The organism is Ruegeria sp. CDSA246 (assembly GCF_059611225.1).
In genome coordinates this window covers 201,706-216,532 of record NZ_JBXWPD010000008.1, presented here as the reverse complement: position 1 = coordinate 216,532, position 14,827 = coordinate 201,706, and the positions used below count along the sequence as shown (strand labels likewise).

17 protein-coding genes are annotated in these 14,827 nt (G+C 58.7%); 1 reads left to right on the top strand and 16 read right to left on the bottom strand.

Annotated elements, in window-relative coordinates:
• Positions 1-32: 32 nt before the first annotated feature.
• The 15 genes from nuoE to AC2FI9_RS12515 form a co-directional block, all read right to left on the bottom strand.
• The gene (gene nuoE / locus AC2FI9_RS12585; RefSeq protein ID WP_496768041.1) at positions 33-1,139 is read right to left on the bottom strand and encodes an NADH-quinone oxidoreductase subunit NuoE; all 1,107 of its coding nucleotides are present in this window, start codon (positions 1,137-1,139) and stop codon (positions 33-35) included.
• Entirely contained in the window at positions 1,139-1,615 is a 477-nt protein-coding gene (locus tag AC2FI9_RS12580) for a hypothetical protein (RefSeq protein ID WP_496768039.1), read from the bottom strand. The genes nuoE and AC2FI9_RS12580 overlap by 1 nt, the downstream gene beginning before the upstream one ends.
• Positions 1,612-2,835: an NADH-quinone oxidoreductase subunit D gene (locus AC2FI9_RS12575; RefSeq protein ID WP_496768037.1), complete on the bottom strand. Its 1,224-nt coding sequence runs from the start codon at positions 2,833-2,835 to the stop codon at positions 1,612-1,614. The genes AC2FI9_RS12580 and AC2FI9_RS12575 overlap by 4 nt, the downstream gene beginning before the upstream one ends.
• Entirely contained in the window at positions 2,835-2,966 is a 132-nt protein-coding gene (locus AC2FI9_RS12570) for a hypothetical protein (protein WP_255415356.1), read from the bottom strand. The genes AC2FI9_RS12575 and AC2FI9_RS12570 overlap by 1 nt, the downstream gene beginning before the upstream one ends.
• Before the next feature lies 1 nt (position 2,967).
• Positions 2,968-3,141, bottom strand: a complete 174-nt coding sequence (locus AC2FI9_RS12565) for a hypothetical protein (protein ID WP_058274391.1) — start codon at positions 3,139-3,141, stop codon at positions 2,968-2,970.
• Positions 3,141-3,746, bottom strand: a complete 606-nt coding sequence (locus AC2FI9_RS12560; protein WP_496768035.1) for an NADH-quinone oxidoreductase subunit C — start codon at positions 3,744-3,746, stop codon at positions 3,141-3,143. The genes AC2FI9_RS12565 and AC2FI9_RS12560 overlap by 1 nt, the downstream gene beginning before the upstream one ends.
• Positions 3,747-3,757: 11 nt before the next feature.
• Complete coding sequence (locus AC2FI9_RS12555) at positions 3,758-4,291, bottom strand: NuoB/complex I 20 kDa subunit family protein (protein ID WP_037307875.1); 534 nt, start codon at positions 4,289-4,291, stop codon at positions 3,758-3,760.
• A complete protein-coding gene (locus AC2FI9_RS12550; RefSeq protein WP_058274389.1) occupies positions 4,282-4,647 on the bottom strand; it encodes an NADH-quinone oxidoreductase subunit A in 366 nt (121 codons plus the stop codon). Before AC2FI9_RS12550 ends, AC2FI9_RS12555 begins: the two co-directional genes overlap by 10 nt.
• Positions 4,648-4,835: 188 nt before the next feature.
• Entirely contained in the window at positions 4,836-5,624 is a 789-nt protein-coding gene (locus AC2FI9_RS12545) for a crotonase/enoyl-CoA hydratase family protein (RefSeq protein WP_496768033.1), read from the bottom strand.
• 9 nt (positions 5,625-5,633) lie between these two features.
• On the bottom strand, positions 5,634-6,488 hold the full coding sequence (locus tag AC2FI9_RS12540; RefSeq protein ID WP_496768031.1) for a hydroxymethylglutaryl-CoA lyase: 855 nt from the start codon (positions 6,486-6,488) through the stop codon (positions 5,634-5,636).
• Between the two features lie 66 nt (positions 6,489-6,554).
• The gene (locus AC2FI9_RS12535; protein ID WP_496768029.1) at positions 6,555-8,483 is read right to left on the bottom strand and encodes an acetyl/propionyl/methylcrotonyl-CoA carboxylase subunit alpha; all 1,929 of its coding nucleotides are present in this window, start codon (positions 8,481-8,483) and stop codon (positions 6,555-6,557) included.
• A 3-nt stretch (positions 8,484-8,486) separates the two neighbouring features.
• The gene (locus AC2FI9_RS12530) at positions 8,487-8,912 is read right to left on the bottom strand and encodes an ASCH domain-containing protein (protein ID WP_496768027.1); all 426 of its coding nucleotides are present in this window, start codon (positions 8,910-8,912) and stop codon (positions 8,487-8,489) included.
• 1 nt (position 8,913) lies between these two features.
• Complete coding sequence (locus tag AC2FI9_RS12525) at positions 8,914-10,518, bottom strand: carboxyl transferase domain-containing protein (protein WP_496738001.1); 1,605 nt, start codon at positions 10,516-10,518, stop codon at positions 8,914-8,916.
• The gene (locus AC2FI9_RS12520) at positions 10,515-11,315 is read right to left on the bottom strand and encodes a hypothetical protein (RefSeq protein ID WP_496768025.1); all 801 of its coding nucleotides are present in this window, start codon (positions 11,313-11,315) and stop codon (positions 10,515-10,517) included. The genes AC2FI9_RS12525 and AC2FI9_RS12520 overlap by 4 nt, the downstream gene beginning before the upstream one ends.
• Positions 11,305-12,768, bottom strand: coding sequence for an AMP-binding protein (locus AC2FI9_RS12515; protein ID WP_496768110.1), 1,464 nt, complete (start codon positions 12,766-12,768; stop codon positions 11,305-11,307). The genes AC2FI9_RS12520 and AC2FI9_RS12515 overlap by 11 nt, the downstream gene beginning before the upstream one ends.
• A gap of 205 nt (positions 12,769-12,973) precedes the next feature.
• Here AC2FI9_RS12515 and AC2FI9_RS12510 point away from each other — a divergent pair, with 205 nt between their 5' ends.
• The gene (locus AC2FI9_RS12510) at positions 12,974-13,579 is read left to right on the top strand and encodes an OmpW/AlkL family protein (RefSeq protein WP_496768024.1); all 606 of its coding nucleotides are present in this window, start codon (positions 12,974-12,976) and stop codon (positions 13,577-13,579) included.
• 54 nt (positions 13,580-13,633) lie between these two features.
• Here AC2FI9_RS12510 and AC2FI9_RS12505 read toward each other — a convergent pair whose 3' ends face one another.
• Positions 13,634-14,797: an isovaleryl-CoA dehydrogenase gene (locus AC2FI9_RS12505; protein WP_496768021.1), complete on the bottom strand. Its 1,164-nt coding sequence runs from the start codon at positions 14,795-14,797 to the stop codon at positions 13,634-13,636.
• Between the last annotated feature and the right edge of the window lie 30 nt (positions 14,798-14,827).

The window sequence follows — 14,827 nt, the reverse complement described above, 5'->3', positions numbered from 1 at the left end:
CACCTTGATGCCCCGAACGGGCACCGTCCTATTCAGTCTTGGTAGGTGCCGTCTTCTTTGGCACGTTTTGCAAATTCGGTTTCTTCGCCTGTCGCCAGTAGGGCTGCTTGTCCGATCCAACCGTCCCGCTCGATCCGGCCCTTGAATTTTAGCCGCGCATCTACCCAGGCCACCTGTTCCGGCGTCCATGCTGCGATCTGGTCAAAGTGGAAAAAGCCAAGTTCGTTCAGCGTCTGTTCAAGCTTGGGGCCAACACCTTTCAGCATCTTGAGGTCATCCGCTTTCCCCTCCCGCGCGGCGGTCAAAGTTTCGGGCTGATCCTCTTTGATCAGCGCCTTCTTTGCCTCTTCCGCCTGCTTCACGGCGGGTTTGGCGGGTGCCGGCGCCTTTGGTGGCTTTGGAGCGGCCTTGGTCGCCGCAGCCTTGCCGTCTTTGCCCAGCCATGGCGTCAGGATCGGAACCTCGGTCCCGTCGATGCGCTTGACCGTATCACCAAGTTCTTCGGCCAGTTCAACACTGGCATTGTACTGCGGTTTTCCGGCATCGTAGTCCGTGAGGCTGGTCAGACCGCTCAGCGGTTCTGCCGCGTATCTGCCATTCTGCGGACCCGGTGTCGGCACCTTGCCTGCGGCCAGATCGTCAATGATCTTGCCAAAACTGTCAGCGGTCAGATCTTCGTAATAGTCCTTGCCGATCTGCGCCATCGGCGCATTGGTGCAGGACCCAAGGCATTCCACCTCTTCCCAACTCAATTTACCATCAACTGAAAGCTCATGCGGTTTGGCGGCGATCTTTTCCTGGCAGACCGCGATCAGGTCTTCGGACCCGCAGATCAAGCAGGAGGTCGTTCCGCAGACCTGAATATGCGCGACAGATCCAACCGGTTGCAACTGAAACATGAAGTAGAACGACGCAACCTCGAGCACCCGGATGTAGGCCATGCCCAGCATGTCGGCAACGGATTCAATCGCCGGACGGCTAAGCCAACCCTCTTGTTCCTGCGCGCGCCACAAAAGCGGAATGACCGCGCTGGCCTGACGGCCATCGGGGTATTTAGTGATCTGTGCTGTGGCCCACTGCTGGTTGGCTGCGGTGAAGGCAAAGCTTTCAGGTTGTTCGGGGTGCAGACGGCGCAGCATTAGCAGGCATCTCCGATAACGATAATATAGGGGTCTTCCTGATGCGCGCGACCTTGATCGACAAGGCGGGCAATCAGGTCAGACGTTTCGGCCTGTGTGAAACCAGCGGGGCGCAATTTGATCTGGGCCTCTTCTTCGACCATGCGGCACCCGTTCAGACGTACAAAATCATAAAGCGCATCGGCACGGCCCGCCGCATCCTCGGAAGCCAGCCCGTGCGCACCGCAAATCGCAGGCGCGATCTCGAATACAGAACCGTCCAGCCCGGCCAACCCCTGTTCAGCCCAGGAGTTTATCACAGCGCTGACATCTTCTGGTCGCAAGTCATGGGCAGAAAAGGCTTCCTCGGCGCGCGATACATCCAGCCGGCAGCCGTTTTCGCGCATCACTTCAAGCACTTTTGCCGTCGAATGGGTCGAGGCGGCCTGCAACGGTGTGGCGGCTGCAAGCGCCAGGATCAAAACAAGGCGTCTCACCGGTCAATCTCTCCGAACACGACATCCATGGTGCCGATGATCGCGGCGACGTCGGCTAGTTGGTGCCCCCCGGCAATATGGTCCATGGCTTGCAGGTGCAAGAAGCCTGGCGCGCGCAGCTTGGCGCGGTAGGGTTTGTTGGTGCCGTCTGCAACCAGATAGACTCCGAACTCACCCTTTGGGGCTTCGACGGCGGCATAAACCTCACCTGCAGGGACGTGGAAACCTTCGGTGTAAAGCTTGAAGTGGTGGATCAGGCTTTCCATCGAGGTTTTCATGTCCGAACGTTTCGGCGGAGTGATCTTGCCGCGTGCCAGGACGTCACCGGGGCAGTCACGGATTTTGACAATGGCCTGCTGGATGATCGACAGCGATTGACGCATCTCTTCCATTCGGACCAGGTAACGGTCATAGCAGTCACCGTTTTTGCCGACGGGGATCTGAAACTCGAACTCGTCATAGCATTCATAGGGCTGCGCGCGTCGCAGGTCCCATGCCAGACCCGATCCACGCACCATCACGCCCGAGAAGCCGTATTTCTGGATGTCATCCTCGGTCACGACACCAATATCGGCATTGCGCTGCTTGAAGATGCGGTTTTCGGTCAACAGACCATCGATATCATTCAGAACAGAGGGGAACTCGTGGCTCCACGTCTCGATATCGTCCAGCAGTTCCGGCGGCAGGTCCTGATGGACACCGCCGGGTCGGAAATAGGCCGCGTGCAGGCGGGCACCGCAGGCACGCTCGTAGAACACCATCAGCTTTTCACGCTCTTCAAAGCCCCACAGCGGCGGAGTCAACGCGCCAACGTCCATCGCCTGTGTCGTCACGTTCAGGAGGTGGTTCAGAATACGCCCGATCTCGGAATACAAAACCCGGATCAACGAGCCGCGACGCGGCACCTCGACGCCGGTCAGCTTTTCGATGGCCAGACACCAGGCGTGCTCCTGGTTCATTGGCGCCACATAATCCAGACGGTCGAAATACGGCAGGTTTTGCAGATACGTTCGGCTTTCCATCAGCTTTTCGGTGCCACGGTGAAGCAGGCCGATATGCGGGTCACAGCGTTCAACGATCTCGCCGTCCAGCTCGAGCACAAGACGCAAAACCCCGTGCGCCGCAGGGTGTTGCGGGCCGAAGTTGATGTTGAAATTGCGGATCTTCTGTTCTCCGCTCAGCGCGTCAGTGCTGCCGTCATCGTATCTTGAGCCGTCCATCAACGCCCCCGTTTCTTTTTCGCATCAGCCCGAACCCGGACCTTTTCCGCTTCGACAGCCTTGGCCGCAGCCCCTGCCAGCAAGACCCCCAGCGCACCCAAAGCGATCAGTTCCCCCAGCAGCATCAGCATCTTATCGGCGCTCCAACTCTTGTAGTTTCAGCCCGACCCACCACAGCAACGCGATCGTGCCGAATGGAACCAGACAAAGAAGGCACCAGAATTTATTGATCCCGAAAAACGGCAATATCTTCACCATCGGGATGATGGTCAGCGCAGACAGGATCAGCCACCAAATGCCACCCATTATTCAGCCTCCTGCTTTTCATCACCCGGCAGTATGTAATTCGCGCCCTCCCACGGGGACATGAAATCGAACTGACGGTATTCCTGGACTAGCGACACCGGCTCATACACAACCCGCTTTTGGGCCTCGTCATATCGAACTTCGGTGTATCCTGTGGTTGGGAAATCCTTGCGCAGCGGATAGCCACGGAATCCATAGTCGGTCAGGATGCGCCGCAGATCCGGGTGGCCTGAGAACAAGATGCCGAACATGTCGAACACTTCGCGCTCAAACCAGTTGGCCGATGGATGTACGTCCACGATTGAGGGCACCATGTCCTCTTCGCGGATCGAGACCCGCAGGCGGATGCGCTGGTTCTGATACATCGACAGGAAGTGATAAACCACGTCAAAACGCTTGGCCCGTTCCGGGTAGTCGACGCCGGTGATATCGACGAGCGTGGAAAACTGGCAGCTGCGGTCAGACTTCAGGAATTCAATGAACTCCACAACGTTCGACAGCGCCACATCTACAGTCAACTCACCATGGGTTACGTCCCAGGACAGAACACAATCAGTTCGCTTCAACTCCAGCTGGGTGCCGAGTTCTTTGAGTGCTTCGCTCATCAACCCCCTCCTCAGCGCACGATGGTGCCGGTACGGCGGATTTTGCGTTGCAACTGCATCAGACCGTACAACAGCGCCTCAGCGGTCGGTGGGCAGCCGGGGACGTAGATGTCCACTGGAACAATACGGTCGCAGCCACGCACGACTGAATAGGAGTAGTGGTAATAGCCGCCGCCATTGGCGCATGAGCCCATTGAGATCACATAGCGCGGCTCGGGCATCTGGTCATAGACCTTGCGCAGTGCCGGTGCCATTTTGTTGGTCAGGGTGCCTGCCACGATCATCACGTCTGACTGACGGGGGGAAGCACGGGGCGCGATGCCAAACCGTTCCGCGTCGTAACGCGGCATCGAGGTGTGCATCATCTCAACCGCGCAGCAGGCCAGACCGAAAGTCATCCAGTGCAACGATCCGGTGCGGGCCCAGTTGATGATGTCCTCGGTCGAGGTCAGCAGAAACCCTTTGTCCTGCAGCTCGGCATTCAGGGCCTGGGTGGCGACTTCTTTGTCGACGCCGGCGGTGTTTGCACCCGTCATCACTCCCATTCCAGGGCCCCCTTCTTCCATTCATAGGCAAAGCCGATGGTCAGAACGCCCAGGAACACGATCATGGACCAGAAGCCAACATCGCTGATGTCCTTGAAGCCGACAGCCCAGGGGAACAGAAACGCGATTTCCAGGTCGAATATGATGAACAGAATCGCGACCAGATAGAACCGGACGTCAAACTTCATCCGCGCATCATCGAACGCGTTGAAACCACATTCATATGCGCTGACTTTCTCGGGGTCGGGATTGCGGACCGCCAGAACGACTGCCGCCAGAATCAAAACGATTCCAAGGCCCACAGCTACGGCCAGAAACACCAGAATCGGGAGATACTCCCGCAATAGGTCTTCCACGTACAGCTCCTTTCCTGCGCATACCCTTAAAGGGAGCGCCGTCAATTGGCGTGTTGACTGGACATTCTCTATCCCTGCGAGGTCAGAGGGTCAACCGAACACAAACGCACAGGGGGTTAATATTCGACTTATCGAAGCTCTGTCACGGAAGGCCACCCACACAACCGCGTCCACTTCACAAGTGGCGCCTAAACCTTACTAATCCATGCAGGTTTTCTTTTTTCAAAGAATGCGCCGATTCCCTCCTTGGCCTCTTCGGTTTCCCACCTGTCAACCAGCTCGCGGATCGTGTGGTCGATCACGGCATCGTCAATGCGCGGCCCCAGCTGGCGAACCAATTGCTTGGCCGATGCCACCGCGCCGGGTGCACAGGTAAGATAGGGCAGGACTTCGGCCTCAACCGCATCATTCAGATCGGCAGCGGGCACAATTCTGGCCAGCAGGCCCAGCTCTACAGCTTCTGCGGCTTCGAAGACCCGGGCCGACATGAACACGCGCCGCGCGCGGGCTTCGCCCATGCGGGCGATGACATAGGGGCCAATCGTGGCCGGGATCAGCCCCAGCTTGGTCTCTGTCAGCCCCATTTTGACCGTTTCCACTCCGATCGCTACGTCACAAACCGACGCCAATCCCACACCGCCGCCAAAGGCATTGCCGTGGATCGCGCCGATTAGCGGTTTGGGCAACGTGTTCAGCGCCTGCAACATTTCGGCCAGCTTACGCGCCTCGACAAACCGGGTCTCGGATTCTGCCGCCATCTGAGATTGCATCCACCCAAGATCACCGCCAGCACAAAAGCTTTTGCCCGCACCGGTCAGTACAACAACACGCACGGCGTCGTCGGTTCCAAGCTGGTGCGCGGCTTGCGTAAGATCGGTGATCATCTGGGCCGACATGGCGTTGTGCTTGTCGGCACGGTTCAGGGTCAGAGTGGCCACACCACGCGCGTCCGTGGTCACCGCAATCGTTTCAAACATGTCTGCTCCTTACTGGGATCGCATGGCGCGTGCCATCTGCGCGGCCTCTTCGATGACCGCAAGGTCGAGGCCAGTCTGATATCCAAGCCGCTCCAAATGAGCCACAACAGCTTCGGTGGCGACGTTTCCGGCAGCGCCCGGCGCGTAAGGACACCCACCCAAACCTCCAACGGCGCTGTCGAACACCCGAACGCCCAGCGCCAGCGCAGCGTCGATATTGTCGATGGCCCGTCCGTTGGTGTCGTGGAAATGCCCCGCCAGCCGCGTCATCGGAACGCGTTCGCGCACGGCCAGCAGCATATGGGCAATGGTGTCGGGCGTGCCCTGCCCGATCGTGTCCCCCAGCGATACTTCGTAACATCCCAACGAGAACAGCCGGTCCGCAACTTCAGCCACTTTCTCAGGCGGCGTTGGTCCGTCATAGGGGCAATCAGTCACGCAGGACACATACCCACGTACCGGCAGGTCGATGTGGCGCGCAGCTTCAAGAATCGGGGCAAAGCGGTCGATGGATTCTTCAATAGTCGCGTTGATATTGGCTTTTGAGAACCCTTCCGAAGCCGAAGCGAATACCGCGATCTCATCCGCCTTTGCGGCCAAAGCGTCTTCGTATCCCTGCATATTTGGTGTCAGCGCTCCATACCGGACGCCGTCGGCCCGTTTGATCCCGGCCAACACGTCCGCGCTGCCCGCCATTTGCGGCACCCATTTTGGCGAGACAAAACTGGCCACTTCGATGCGGTTGAAACCAGCCTTGCTCAGGCAATCGACCAGCGCCACTTTTTCCGCCACGGCAATTTCGCGCTTTTCGTTTTGCAGACCGTCGCGCGGACCCACTTCGAAGATTTCGACCCGTTCACCCATTGCTGTGTCCTTCTCTGATTGCCGCATTCGATCCGACTGTGCCACGTTGTTCGAAAAGGGGACAGTTCATTCCTCCTCCAGCCGGACCAACGCGGCCCCAGCCTCGACCTGCGCCCCGGCATCCGCCAGCACTTCGGCAACGATGCCGTCACGGGCGGCCAGCAGGGAATGTTCCATTTTCATGGCCTCAAGGATTGCCAGCCGGTCGCCTTCCTGCACGGCTTGACCCACCTGCGCAAAGACTGCTTTGACCAGACCCGGCATCGGGGCCTCAATCACATTGGTGTCGCCAGCGGCATCAGCATCGCGGTCCAATGGATCAACAATTTCCAGGACTTGACCATAGTTTTCAAAAACTGTGATCTGCGAACCCGAGACAGACACGCGCGGCATAGGGGCTCCGCCGATCATCCAACCGCCCGGACCGCGCTGGGCAAGGATCGTGTGTTCTCCGACCTGCCAGACCTGACGGTTCTGACCTTCTACCTGAACGTCCAGATCAATATCATCACCTGCCCGCAACTGGACCGCGCGATGCAATGGGGCCCATAGCGAAAACCCGGTTTCCTCATCGGTATCCACCAGCTCCAAAGCTGTCATCGCGGCCGCGACGATCGAAGACGCCGGGATCGGCACTGCACCGGCCAGCGCGTCCAGATCGCGACCAATCAGGCCAGTATCAACATCACCGGCCGCAAAGCCAGGATGCCGTGTCAGTGCGCCCAGAAAGCCAAGGTTCGTGACCGTCCCAGCAACCTCGGTGCCTTTAAGGGCGCGGTGCAGCTGTTCCAATGCGACAGCGCGTGTGGGGCCGTGCACGATCACCTTCGCGATCATCGGATCGTACCAGGGGCTGATTGTGTCACCCGCGCGCACGCCGCTATCGGCGCGGCATGCTGCCGGGAAGCGCAGATGGGTCAGTGTACCGGTCGCCGGCAGAAAGCCCTTTGGCACGTCCTCAGCGTACAGCCGTGCCTCGAATGCGTGGCCCAGGATCGACAGGTCACTCTGTTTCTTAGGCAAGCTCTCGCCCGCTGCAACACGCAACTGCCATTCGACGAGGTCGACGCCGGTGATCGCCTCGGTCACCGGGTGTTCAACCTGCAAACGCGTGTTCATCTCCATGAACCAGAACCGGTCCGGACGCAGCCCGTCCGAGGCATCCACGATGAATTCAACCGTCCCCGCGCCTTTGAAACCGATGGCCTCGGCGGCACGCACGCCCGCCTGGCCCATCGCGTCGCGCATCTCAACGGTCATGCCCGGGGCCGGCGCTTCTTCAATCACTTTCTGGTGCCGCCGTTGCAGCGAGCAGTCGCGTTCAAACAGATGCACCGCATGGGTACCGTCGCCAAACACCTGAACCTCGATATGGCGGGGCTTGGAGACGAATTTCTCGACCAGAACAGCATCATTGCCAAAGGCGGTGCGGGCCTCACCCCGGGCGCTGTCCAATGCCTCGGTAAAATCTGCGGGCCGCTCGACCAGCCGCATACCTTTGCCACCGCCACCCGCGACGGCCTTGATCAGGACCGGATAGCCAATCGTGTCGGCCGCACCCGCCAGATGCTCGGGGTCCTGATTGTCGCCGTGATACCCCGGAACAACCGGCACGCCCGCCTGCTCCATCAATACCTTGGCCGCGTCTTTGAGACCCATCTTGCGGATCGCATCCGCCGAAGGGCCAATGAAGGTCAGGCCAGCCGCCGCGACCGCATCCACGAAATCGGGGTTTTCCGAGAGAAATCCATAACCCGGATGGATCGCCTGCGCCCCGGTATCGAGCGCGGCTTGAATGATCACGTCGCCCTTGAGATAGCTCTCAGCCGGCGCCGCACCACCAATATGAACAGCCTCGTCCGCCATCTGCACATGCCTGGCCGACGCATCGGCATCAGAATACACAGACACGCAAGTTACGCCCATTTTCTGAGCGGTTTCCATCACCCGGCAAGCAATCTCGCCCCGGTTGGCAATCAGGATTTTATTGAACATAGTTTAGCCCTTATCCACCAGGTCTTCGATCAGGCGGAACCGTTCGCAAAGCAATTCCATCTCGGGATCAAACCCGCCGTTACGCTCAAAGTAACGCCGGTGATCCTCGCGCCACCCGTCTAACGTTTCGTTTTCACCTTCGGCCAAGGCGAAGTCTTCGGTCATGTCGCAATAGCGGCAGATCGAAACCTCGATCGTCTCAATCACCAACGCTGGGCGATCATCCCATTCAAGAGCAATGTCGCGCCGCCCAACAACCGGGGTATCAAGGCTGCCTTCGGGATAATCGCGCAGAGCGCCGCAGGTTGCCGTTTTTTGCCCTGCCCGAACCAGCGCTAAAAGCTCGGCACTCAGGATTGCACTGTCGCCGAATTTGAACGTCTGTGCATCGGGGTAACGCGCTTTTATTATTTCCAGGTCGGTGCTCATCTTACATCCTGAACACGCCAAAGCGTGTCTCCTCAATCGGCGCATTCAGTGCCGCGTTCAACGACAAGGCCAGCACGTCCCGGCTTTTGCGCGGGTCGATAATTCCGTCGTCCCACAGTCGAGCCGAGGCATAGAGCGGGTGGGATTGTTCTTCGAACATCTCCAGCGTGGGGCGCTTGAATTCGGCCTCTTCTTCCGCCGACCAAGTTCCGCCCTGACGTTCAATCCCGTCGCGTTTTACAGTGGCCAGAACACCTGCCGCCTGCTCTCCACCCATCACGGAAATGCGCGAGTTTGGCCATGTCCACAGGAACCGCGGTTGGTAGGCGCGGCCTGACATGCCGTAATTCCCTGCTCCGAACGAGCCACCCACGAGCATCGTAATTTTGGGCACATTGGTCGTCGCGACCGCAGTCACCATCTTGGCCCCGTGCCGCGCAATACCTTCGTTTTCGTATTTGCGACCCACCATGAATCCGGTGATGTTCTGTAGGAATACCAACGGGATTTTGCGCTGCGAACACAGCTCGACAAAATGCGCGCCCTTCTGTGCGGCCTCGGAAAACAGCACGCCGTTATTGGCGATGATCCCGACCGGGCAGCCTTTGACATGAGCGAAACCGGTCACCAGCGTTTCACCAAAGCGCGGCTTGAATTCGTCAAAGCGCGAGCCATCGACCAACCGCGCGATCACCTCGCGAATGTCATAGGGCGTGCGCAGATCGGCGGGGACGACGCCCAGAATTTCTTCGGGGTCATAGGCCGGATCCTCGGGGTTGGCCCAATCCACCGTCTGTGGCTTGCGCCGGTTCAGCGATCCGACAGCCCGCCGCGCCAAAGCCAGCGCGTGGGCGTCATCCTCGGCCAGATAATCAGCCACCCCGGACAGGCGCGTATGGACATCTCCGCCCCCCAGATCTTCGGCGCTGACCACCTCACCCGTCGCGGCCTTAACCAAAGGTGGTCCGGCCAAAAAGATGGTGCCCTGTTCCCGGACAATTATCGTTACATCCGACATCGCGGGCACATAAGCTCCACCTGCCGTACACGACCCCATCACCACAGCGATTTGCGGGATGCCCTTCGCGCTCATCCGCGCCTGATTATAGAAGATGCGGCCAAAGTGATCGCGATCGGGGAACACCTCATCCTGATTGGGCAGGTTCGCGCCGCCACTGTCGACCAGATAAATGCACGGCAGTTGGTTTTCTTCAGCAATCTCTTGCGCGCGCAGGTGCTTTTTGACTGACATCGGATAATAGGTGCCGCCCTTCACGGTGGCATCGTTGCACACCACCATGACCTCTTGCCCCTGCACCCGGCCAATCCCTGCAATGACCCCGGCACAGGGCGCAGCGTCGCCATACATCCCGTGCGCCGCCGTCGCGCCGATCTCAAGGAACGGCGACCCCGGGTCCAGCAAGTTCGCCACCCTACGCCGCGGCAGCATCTTGCCCCGCGATTCATGCCGTGCGCGGGATTTCTCGCCTCCGCCCATGCGTGCGACGTCGGCGGCGTCGGCGATTTGCGCCAACGCGTCGAGATGAGCCGCGCGGTTTTGTTGAAAACCTTGAGACGAAGGCAGAGCAGCAGATTGCAGCTTCATTCAGAGTACTCTCTTATCAAGTCGCGAAATGGATTCTCACCCGAGCCAAGTTCCTGCAAAAGCTCGCCATAGCCTCGGGATACGTTTTGAGGGCAGACAGCGTTCAGCTTTTCGATCTCTGGATCCTCAGAAATCGTGTCAACGCCCATCAGCGGGTAAATCAGGTAATAGTCGAACGGCAGCATCTCAGCAGCACGTTCAATAGAGGCTTGCGCACTTGCCTGGTCACCGCGACACAAATAGGCAAGCGCAAGAGTATGGAACGCACTTTCCAGCCCCTCAAAGTCGCTCTCGACTTCGTACTGATGCACCGCGAGGTTAAGCCGCCCGATGACCTGGGCATCAAAGAATGCATCGTCTCCGCGGGCCTCCGGCAGGAACATCGAGACGTATGCGAGGTATTCATCATGCCAACCGTCGGTCTGCATTTCGGTACTGAATACATCTTTAAGCAACCGGATTTCCGGTTCGTATTTCAAGGTGTTATCTGACTGCGCAACCGCGTCCAAATAGTTGTCATAAAATGCAATTTTGCGTTTGTTGCCGCCTTCAAGACCGGAAATTCTATCGCTGATCAGCTTGAGTTCTGAGATGGCCTCGTCCGGATAGCCATAATAAACCAGAAGGTCAGCCAGTTGCAGTTGCTCAAGTATGACAACCTTGTTTTCGACCGCGTTATCGATCGTGTCCTGCATCCAGTTTTCGAAATACGCCTTGCCTGCCCATACAGCGCCAATGACCGCAATTGCGGTGGCGCTAAATTCAATTCCCGTTCTGACGCTGGATTTATCCGGCATGACATTCCTCCTCAGACGCGCGACGTTTCAATTCCTTTCGGATTACTTTTCCGGTCACGGTCAAAGGCAACTCTTGCACAAAAGCCACTTCACGAGGGTAAGAATAATGCGCAAGGCGAGATTTAACCCAGTCTTGCAACTCTCGTTCCTCAGCCTCAGCATTCGGTTTCAACACCACATATGCCTTGACGATCTCGGTCCGCAGCTTGTCAGGTTTTCCGACCACACCGACCGTCGCCACCGCCGGGTGGGTCAGCAGGCAATCCTCGATCTCTGCCGGGCCGATACGATAACCGGACGAGGTGATGACATCATCGTCGCGCCCTACGAAACGCAGGTACTCACCCTCCCAAACGCCACGGTCGCCGGTGATCAGCCAGTCGCCACGAAACTTCTCAGCCGTTGCCTCGGGTCGGTTCCAATATTCCAAAAGCATTGAGGCCGAGCCTCGCCGGATGGCCACGTCACCCTCATCAGCGGTCCGGTTACCGTCCTCGTCGATCACCGCAATTTCGTGGCCCGGGACCGGTTTGCCTATGCAGCCGGGCCGCACCGGGAAGTCATCTGAGCAGGAAGAGACAACCATGTTGCATTCGGTCTGCCCGTAGAATTCGTTGATCGTCAGACCAAACGCCTGTTGCCCCCAGGCTAACATCTCGGCCCCCAGCGGCTCCCCTCCCGACGCTACAGAGCGTAGCCCGGAAATCGCCTGATCTGAGGCCTTGAGCATCCGAAGGGCCGTTGGGGGAAAGAACACGTTCCGCACACTGCCGCGCGCGATCACATTGGTGCAGGCTTCGGGGGTGAACTTGTCCAGCCGGGCCGCCACAACCGGAACGCCCAGCGCAAGACCAGGCATCAGCACATCGAACAACCCACCGATCCAGGCCCAATCGGCCGGTGTCCAGAGGCAGTCGCCCTCTTGCAGGTTGTTATGGCTAATCGAAACCCCCGGCAGGTGGCCGGTCAGCACCCGGTGGCCATGCAACGCGCCTTTCGGGCTGCCCGTGGTCCCGGACGTGTAGATCAACACCGCCGGATCCTCTGGCCCGGTGTCGGCAAAAGGCACAACGCCCCCGTCTTCACCAATCTGGTCCGCCATGAGCGGTTCTGCCAAGTTGCTTACCAGCGTCGCGCCGTCCGGGTCGGTCAGCACAACCTGCGCCCCGGCATCACCCACTCGGGATCGCAAAGCATCCTGCTTGAACAGTTTGAACAAGGGAACCGAGATGGCGCCGATCTTCCAGATCGCCAGATGCGCCGCCGCACACCACGGTGACTGGCTGAGCAGCACGCCCACGCGATCCCCCGGCTGCACTTTCTTCGACAGTGCGCGCGCGATGCCGTCTGTCATTTCAGCAAGCTGCCCGTAGGTGACGCGCCGCTCTTCGATTCCGGTCAAGTCGATCACTGCAACCTGATCCGGTGCGTGATCAAGACACTGGCGCGCCATGTTCAAACGAGATGGCACGTCCCAGCCCCCCGCTGAACGCAAACCCGGTATGCGATTAGCTTCTGGCACGCTGCAATTCCCTTATTTTCAAGGGCCTTACCGGAGAAGCCTCCGATGACCCCATCACACAAACTTGATGCAGATCAGAGTGCGCGGACCGCGCGGCTGTCAATTCGATCTCATCAACTGAACCAAAGGCAAGACCATGACCAACAAACTCGCCGCTTTGACACTTTCCACCGCGCTGGTGGCGCTTGCCGCCCCCGCCTTTGCCCAATCGCAGGGGGATTGGACCGTCGGTGTCGGTGTCGGTTACCTCAACCCCAAATCCGACAATGGCACGTTGGCCGGACAAAAGGCCGAGATCGACTCGGACACCCGCCCGATCTTCACCGCCGAGTATTTCATCCGTGACAATCTGGGCATCGAACTGCTGGCCGCGACACCGTTCAAGCACACTGTGACCTTGGGCGGAAGCGCCGAGGCCGGAACCGTCAAGCACCTGCCGCCCACCTTGTCGCTGAACTATCACTTCCCGACCAACAGCGCATGGAAGCCCTATGTCGGCGCCGGTCTGAACTACACCATCTTCTTCGACGAGAAATCCGCACTGGGCGATCTGAAGGTTGATGACTCTTTCGGTGTCTCGCTGCAGGCCGGTCTGGACTACATGGTCTCGGACAATGGTGCTGTCCGTCTGAACGTACGTTGGTTTGATATCGATACTGACGTCAAACTGAACGGAACCAAGATCGGCAAAGCCGATATCGATCCCTTCCTTGTCGGTGTATCCTACGTTCATAAGTTCTGATCCTTACAAGGAAAGCGCTTCGCAGTTCCCTCGTCTGCGAAGCGTTTTCTTCTCTCAGCGCATCTCGTTCATCAGTTCACGCCCGATCAACATCCGGCGGATTTCGCTGGTGCCCGCGCCAATCTCCATCAGCTTTGCGTCGCGGAAGATTCGGCTGACCGCCGAGTCGGACAGAAAGCCCGCCCCGCCCATCGCCTGAACGGCCTGGTGCGCCTGCGACATGCCCTGTTCTGAAGCATAAAGACAGCACGCCGCCGCATCCTGACGGGTTACATCCCCCCGGTCACAAGCCTTGGCAACCTCATAGACATAGGCCCGCGCCGAGTTCATCGCGGTGTACATATCGGCGATCTTGCCCTGCATCAGTTGAAAGCTGCCGATCGGTTTGCCGAACTGCTTACGCTCGGCCAAGTAGGGCATGATCTCATCCAGACAGGCCGCCATGATGCCGGTCCCGATCCCGGCCAGAACCACACGTTCGTAGTCCAGCCCGGACATCAAAACCGCAACGCCTTTGCCCTCTTCGCCCAAAACGTTTTCGAACGGCACCTCGACATCTTCAAAGATCAGCTCGGCCGTGTTCGACCCGCGCATCCCCAGCTTGTCGAAATGAGGCGAGGTCGAGAAGCCCTTCATCTCTTTTTCAATCAGAAACGCGGTGATGCCCTTCGATCCGGCCTCCGGGTTGGTCTTGGCATATACGACCAGCGTATCCGCGTCCGGCCCGTTGGTGATCCAGTATTTGTTGCCGTTCAACCGGTAGTGATCATTGCGTTTTTCAGCACGCAACTTCATCGACACAACGTCGGATCCGGCGGAAGCCTCGGACATGGCCAACGCACCAACATGTTCGCCCGAGATCAGGCGCGGCAGGTATTTCGCCTTTTGCTCGTCACTACCGTTCAGCTTGATCTGATTGACGCACAGGTTCGAATGCGCGCCGTAAGACAGAGAGACCGAGGCTGACGCACGCGCAACCTCTTCCACCGCAACGGTGTGGGCCAGATAGGACATCCCTGCCCCACCGTATTCCTCGGACACAGTGATGCCGAGCAAACCCAGATCGCCCATCTCTTTCCAAAGCTCGTTTGGAAATGCGTTCGCGGCATCGATGTCAGCCGCCATCGGCTTGACCCGCTCCTGCGCCCAACGGTGCACCATTTCGCGCAGGGCATTCACGTCCTCGCCCAGATCAAATTGCATGGCCGCCGTGAACATAAGCGATCTCCTCTTTCGCATTAATGAACA

Excerpts from the sequence above, each read along its gene's own strand:
- nuoE (WP_496768041.1), bottom strand. The coding sequence starts at position 1,139 with ATGCTGCGCCGTCTGCACCCCGAACAACCTGAAAGCTTTGCCTTCACC.
- AC2FI9_RS12575 (WP_496768037.1), bottom strand. The coding sequence starts at position 2,835 with ATGGACGGCTCAAGATACGATGACGGCAGCACTGACGCGCTGAGCGGA.
- AC2FI9_RS12570 (WP_255415356.1), bottom strand. The coding sequence starts at position 2,966 with ATGCTGATGCTGCTGGGGGAACTGATCGCTTTGGGTGCGCTGGGGGTC.
- AC2FI9_RS12565 (WP_058274391.1), bottom strand. The coding sequence starts at position 3,141 with ATGGGTGGCATTTGGTGGCTGATCCTGTCTGCGCTGACCATCATCCCG.
- AC2FI9_RS12560 (WP_496768035.1), bottom strand. The coding sequence starts at position 3,746 with ATGAGCGAAGCACTCAAAGAACTCGGCACCCAGCTGGAGTTGAAGCGA.
- AC2FI9_RS12555 (WP_037307875.1), bottom strand. The coding sequence starts at position 4,291 with ATGGGAGTGATGACGGGTGCAAACACCGCCGGCGTCGACAAAGAAGTC.
- AC2FI9_RS12545 (WP_496768033.1), bottom strand. The coding sequence starts at position 5,624 with ATGTTTGAAACGATTGCGGTGACCACGGACGCGCGTGGTGTGGCCACT.
- AC2FI9_RS12540 (WP_496768031.1), bottom strand. The coding sequence starts at position 6,488 with ATGGGTGAACGGGTCGAAATCTTCGAAGTGGGTCCGCGCGACGGTCTG.
- AC2FI9_RS12535 (WP_496768029.1), bottom strand. The coding sequence starts at position 8,483 with ATGTTCAATAAAATCCTGATTGCCAACCGGGGCGAGATTGCTTGCCGG.
- AC2FI9_RS12530 (WP_496768027.1), bottom strand. The coding sequence starts at position 8,912 with ATGAGCACCGACCTGGAAATAATAAAAGCGCGTTACCCCGATGCACAG.
- AC2FI9_RS12525 (WP_496738001.1), bottom strand. The coding sequence starts at position 10,518 with ATGAAGCTGCAATCTGCTGCTCTGCCTTCGTCTCAAGGTTTTCAACAA.
- AC2FI9_RS12520 (WP_496768025.1), bottom strand. The coding sequence starts at position 11,315 with ATGCCGGATAAATCCAGCGTCAGAACGGGAATTGAATTTAGCGCCACC.
- AC2FI9_RS12515 (WP_496768110.1), bottom strand. The coding sequence starts at position 12,768 with ATGGCGCGCCAGTGTCTTGATCACGCACCGGATCAGGTTGCAGTGATC.
- AC2FI9_RS12510 (WP_496768024.1), top strand. The coding sequence starts at position 12,974 with ATGACCAACAAACTCGCCGCTTTGACACTTTCCACCGCGCTGGTGGCG.
- AC2FI9_RS12505 (WP_496768021.1), bottom strand. The coding sequence starts at position 14,797 with ATGTTCACGGCGGCCATGCAATTTGATCTGGGCGAGGACGTGAATGCC.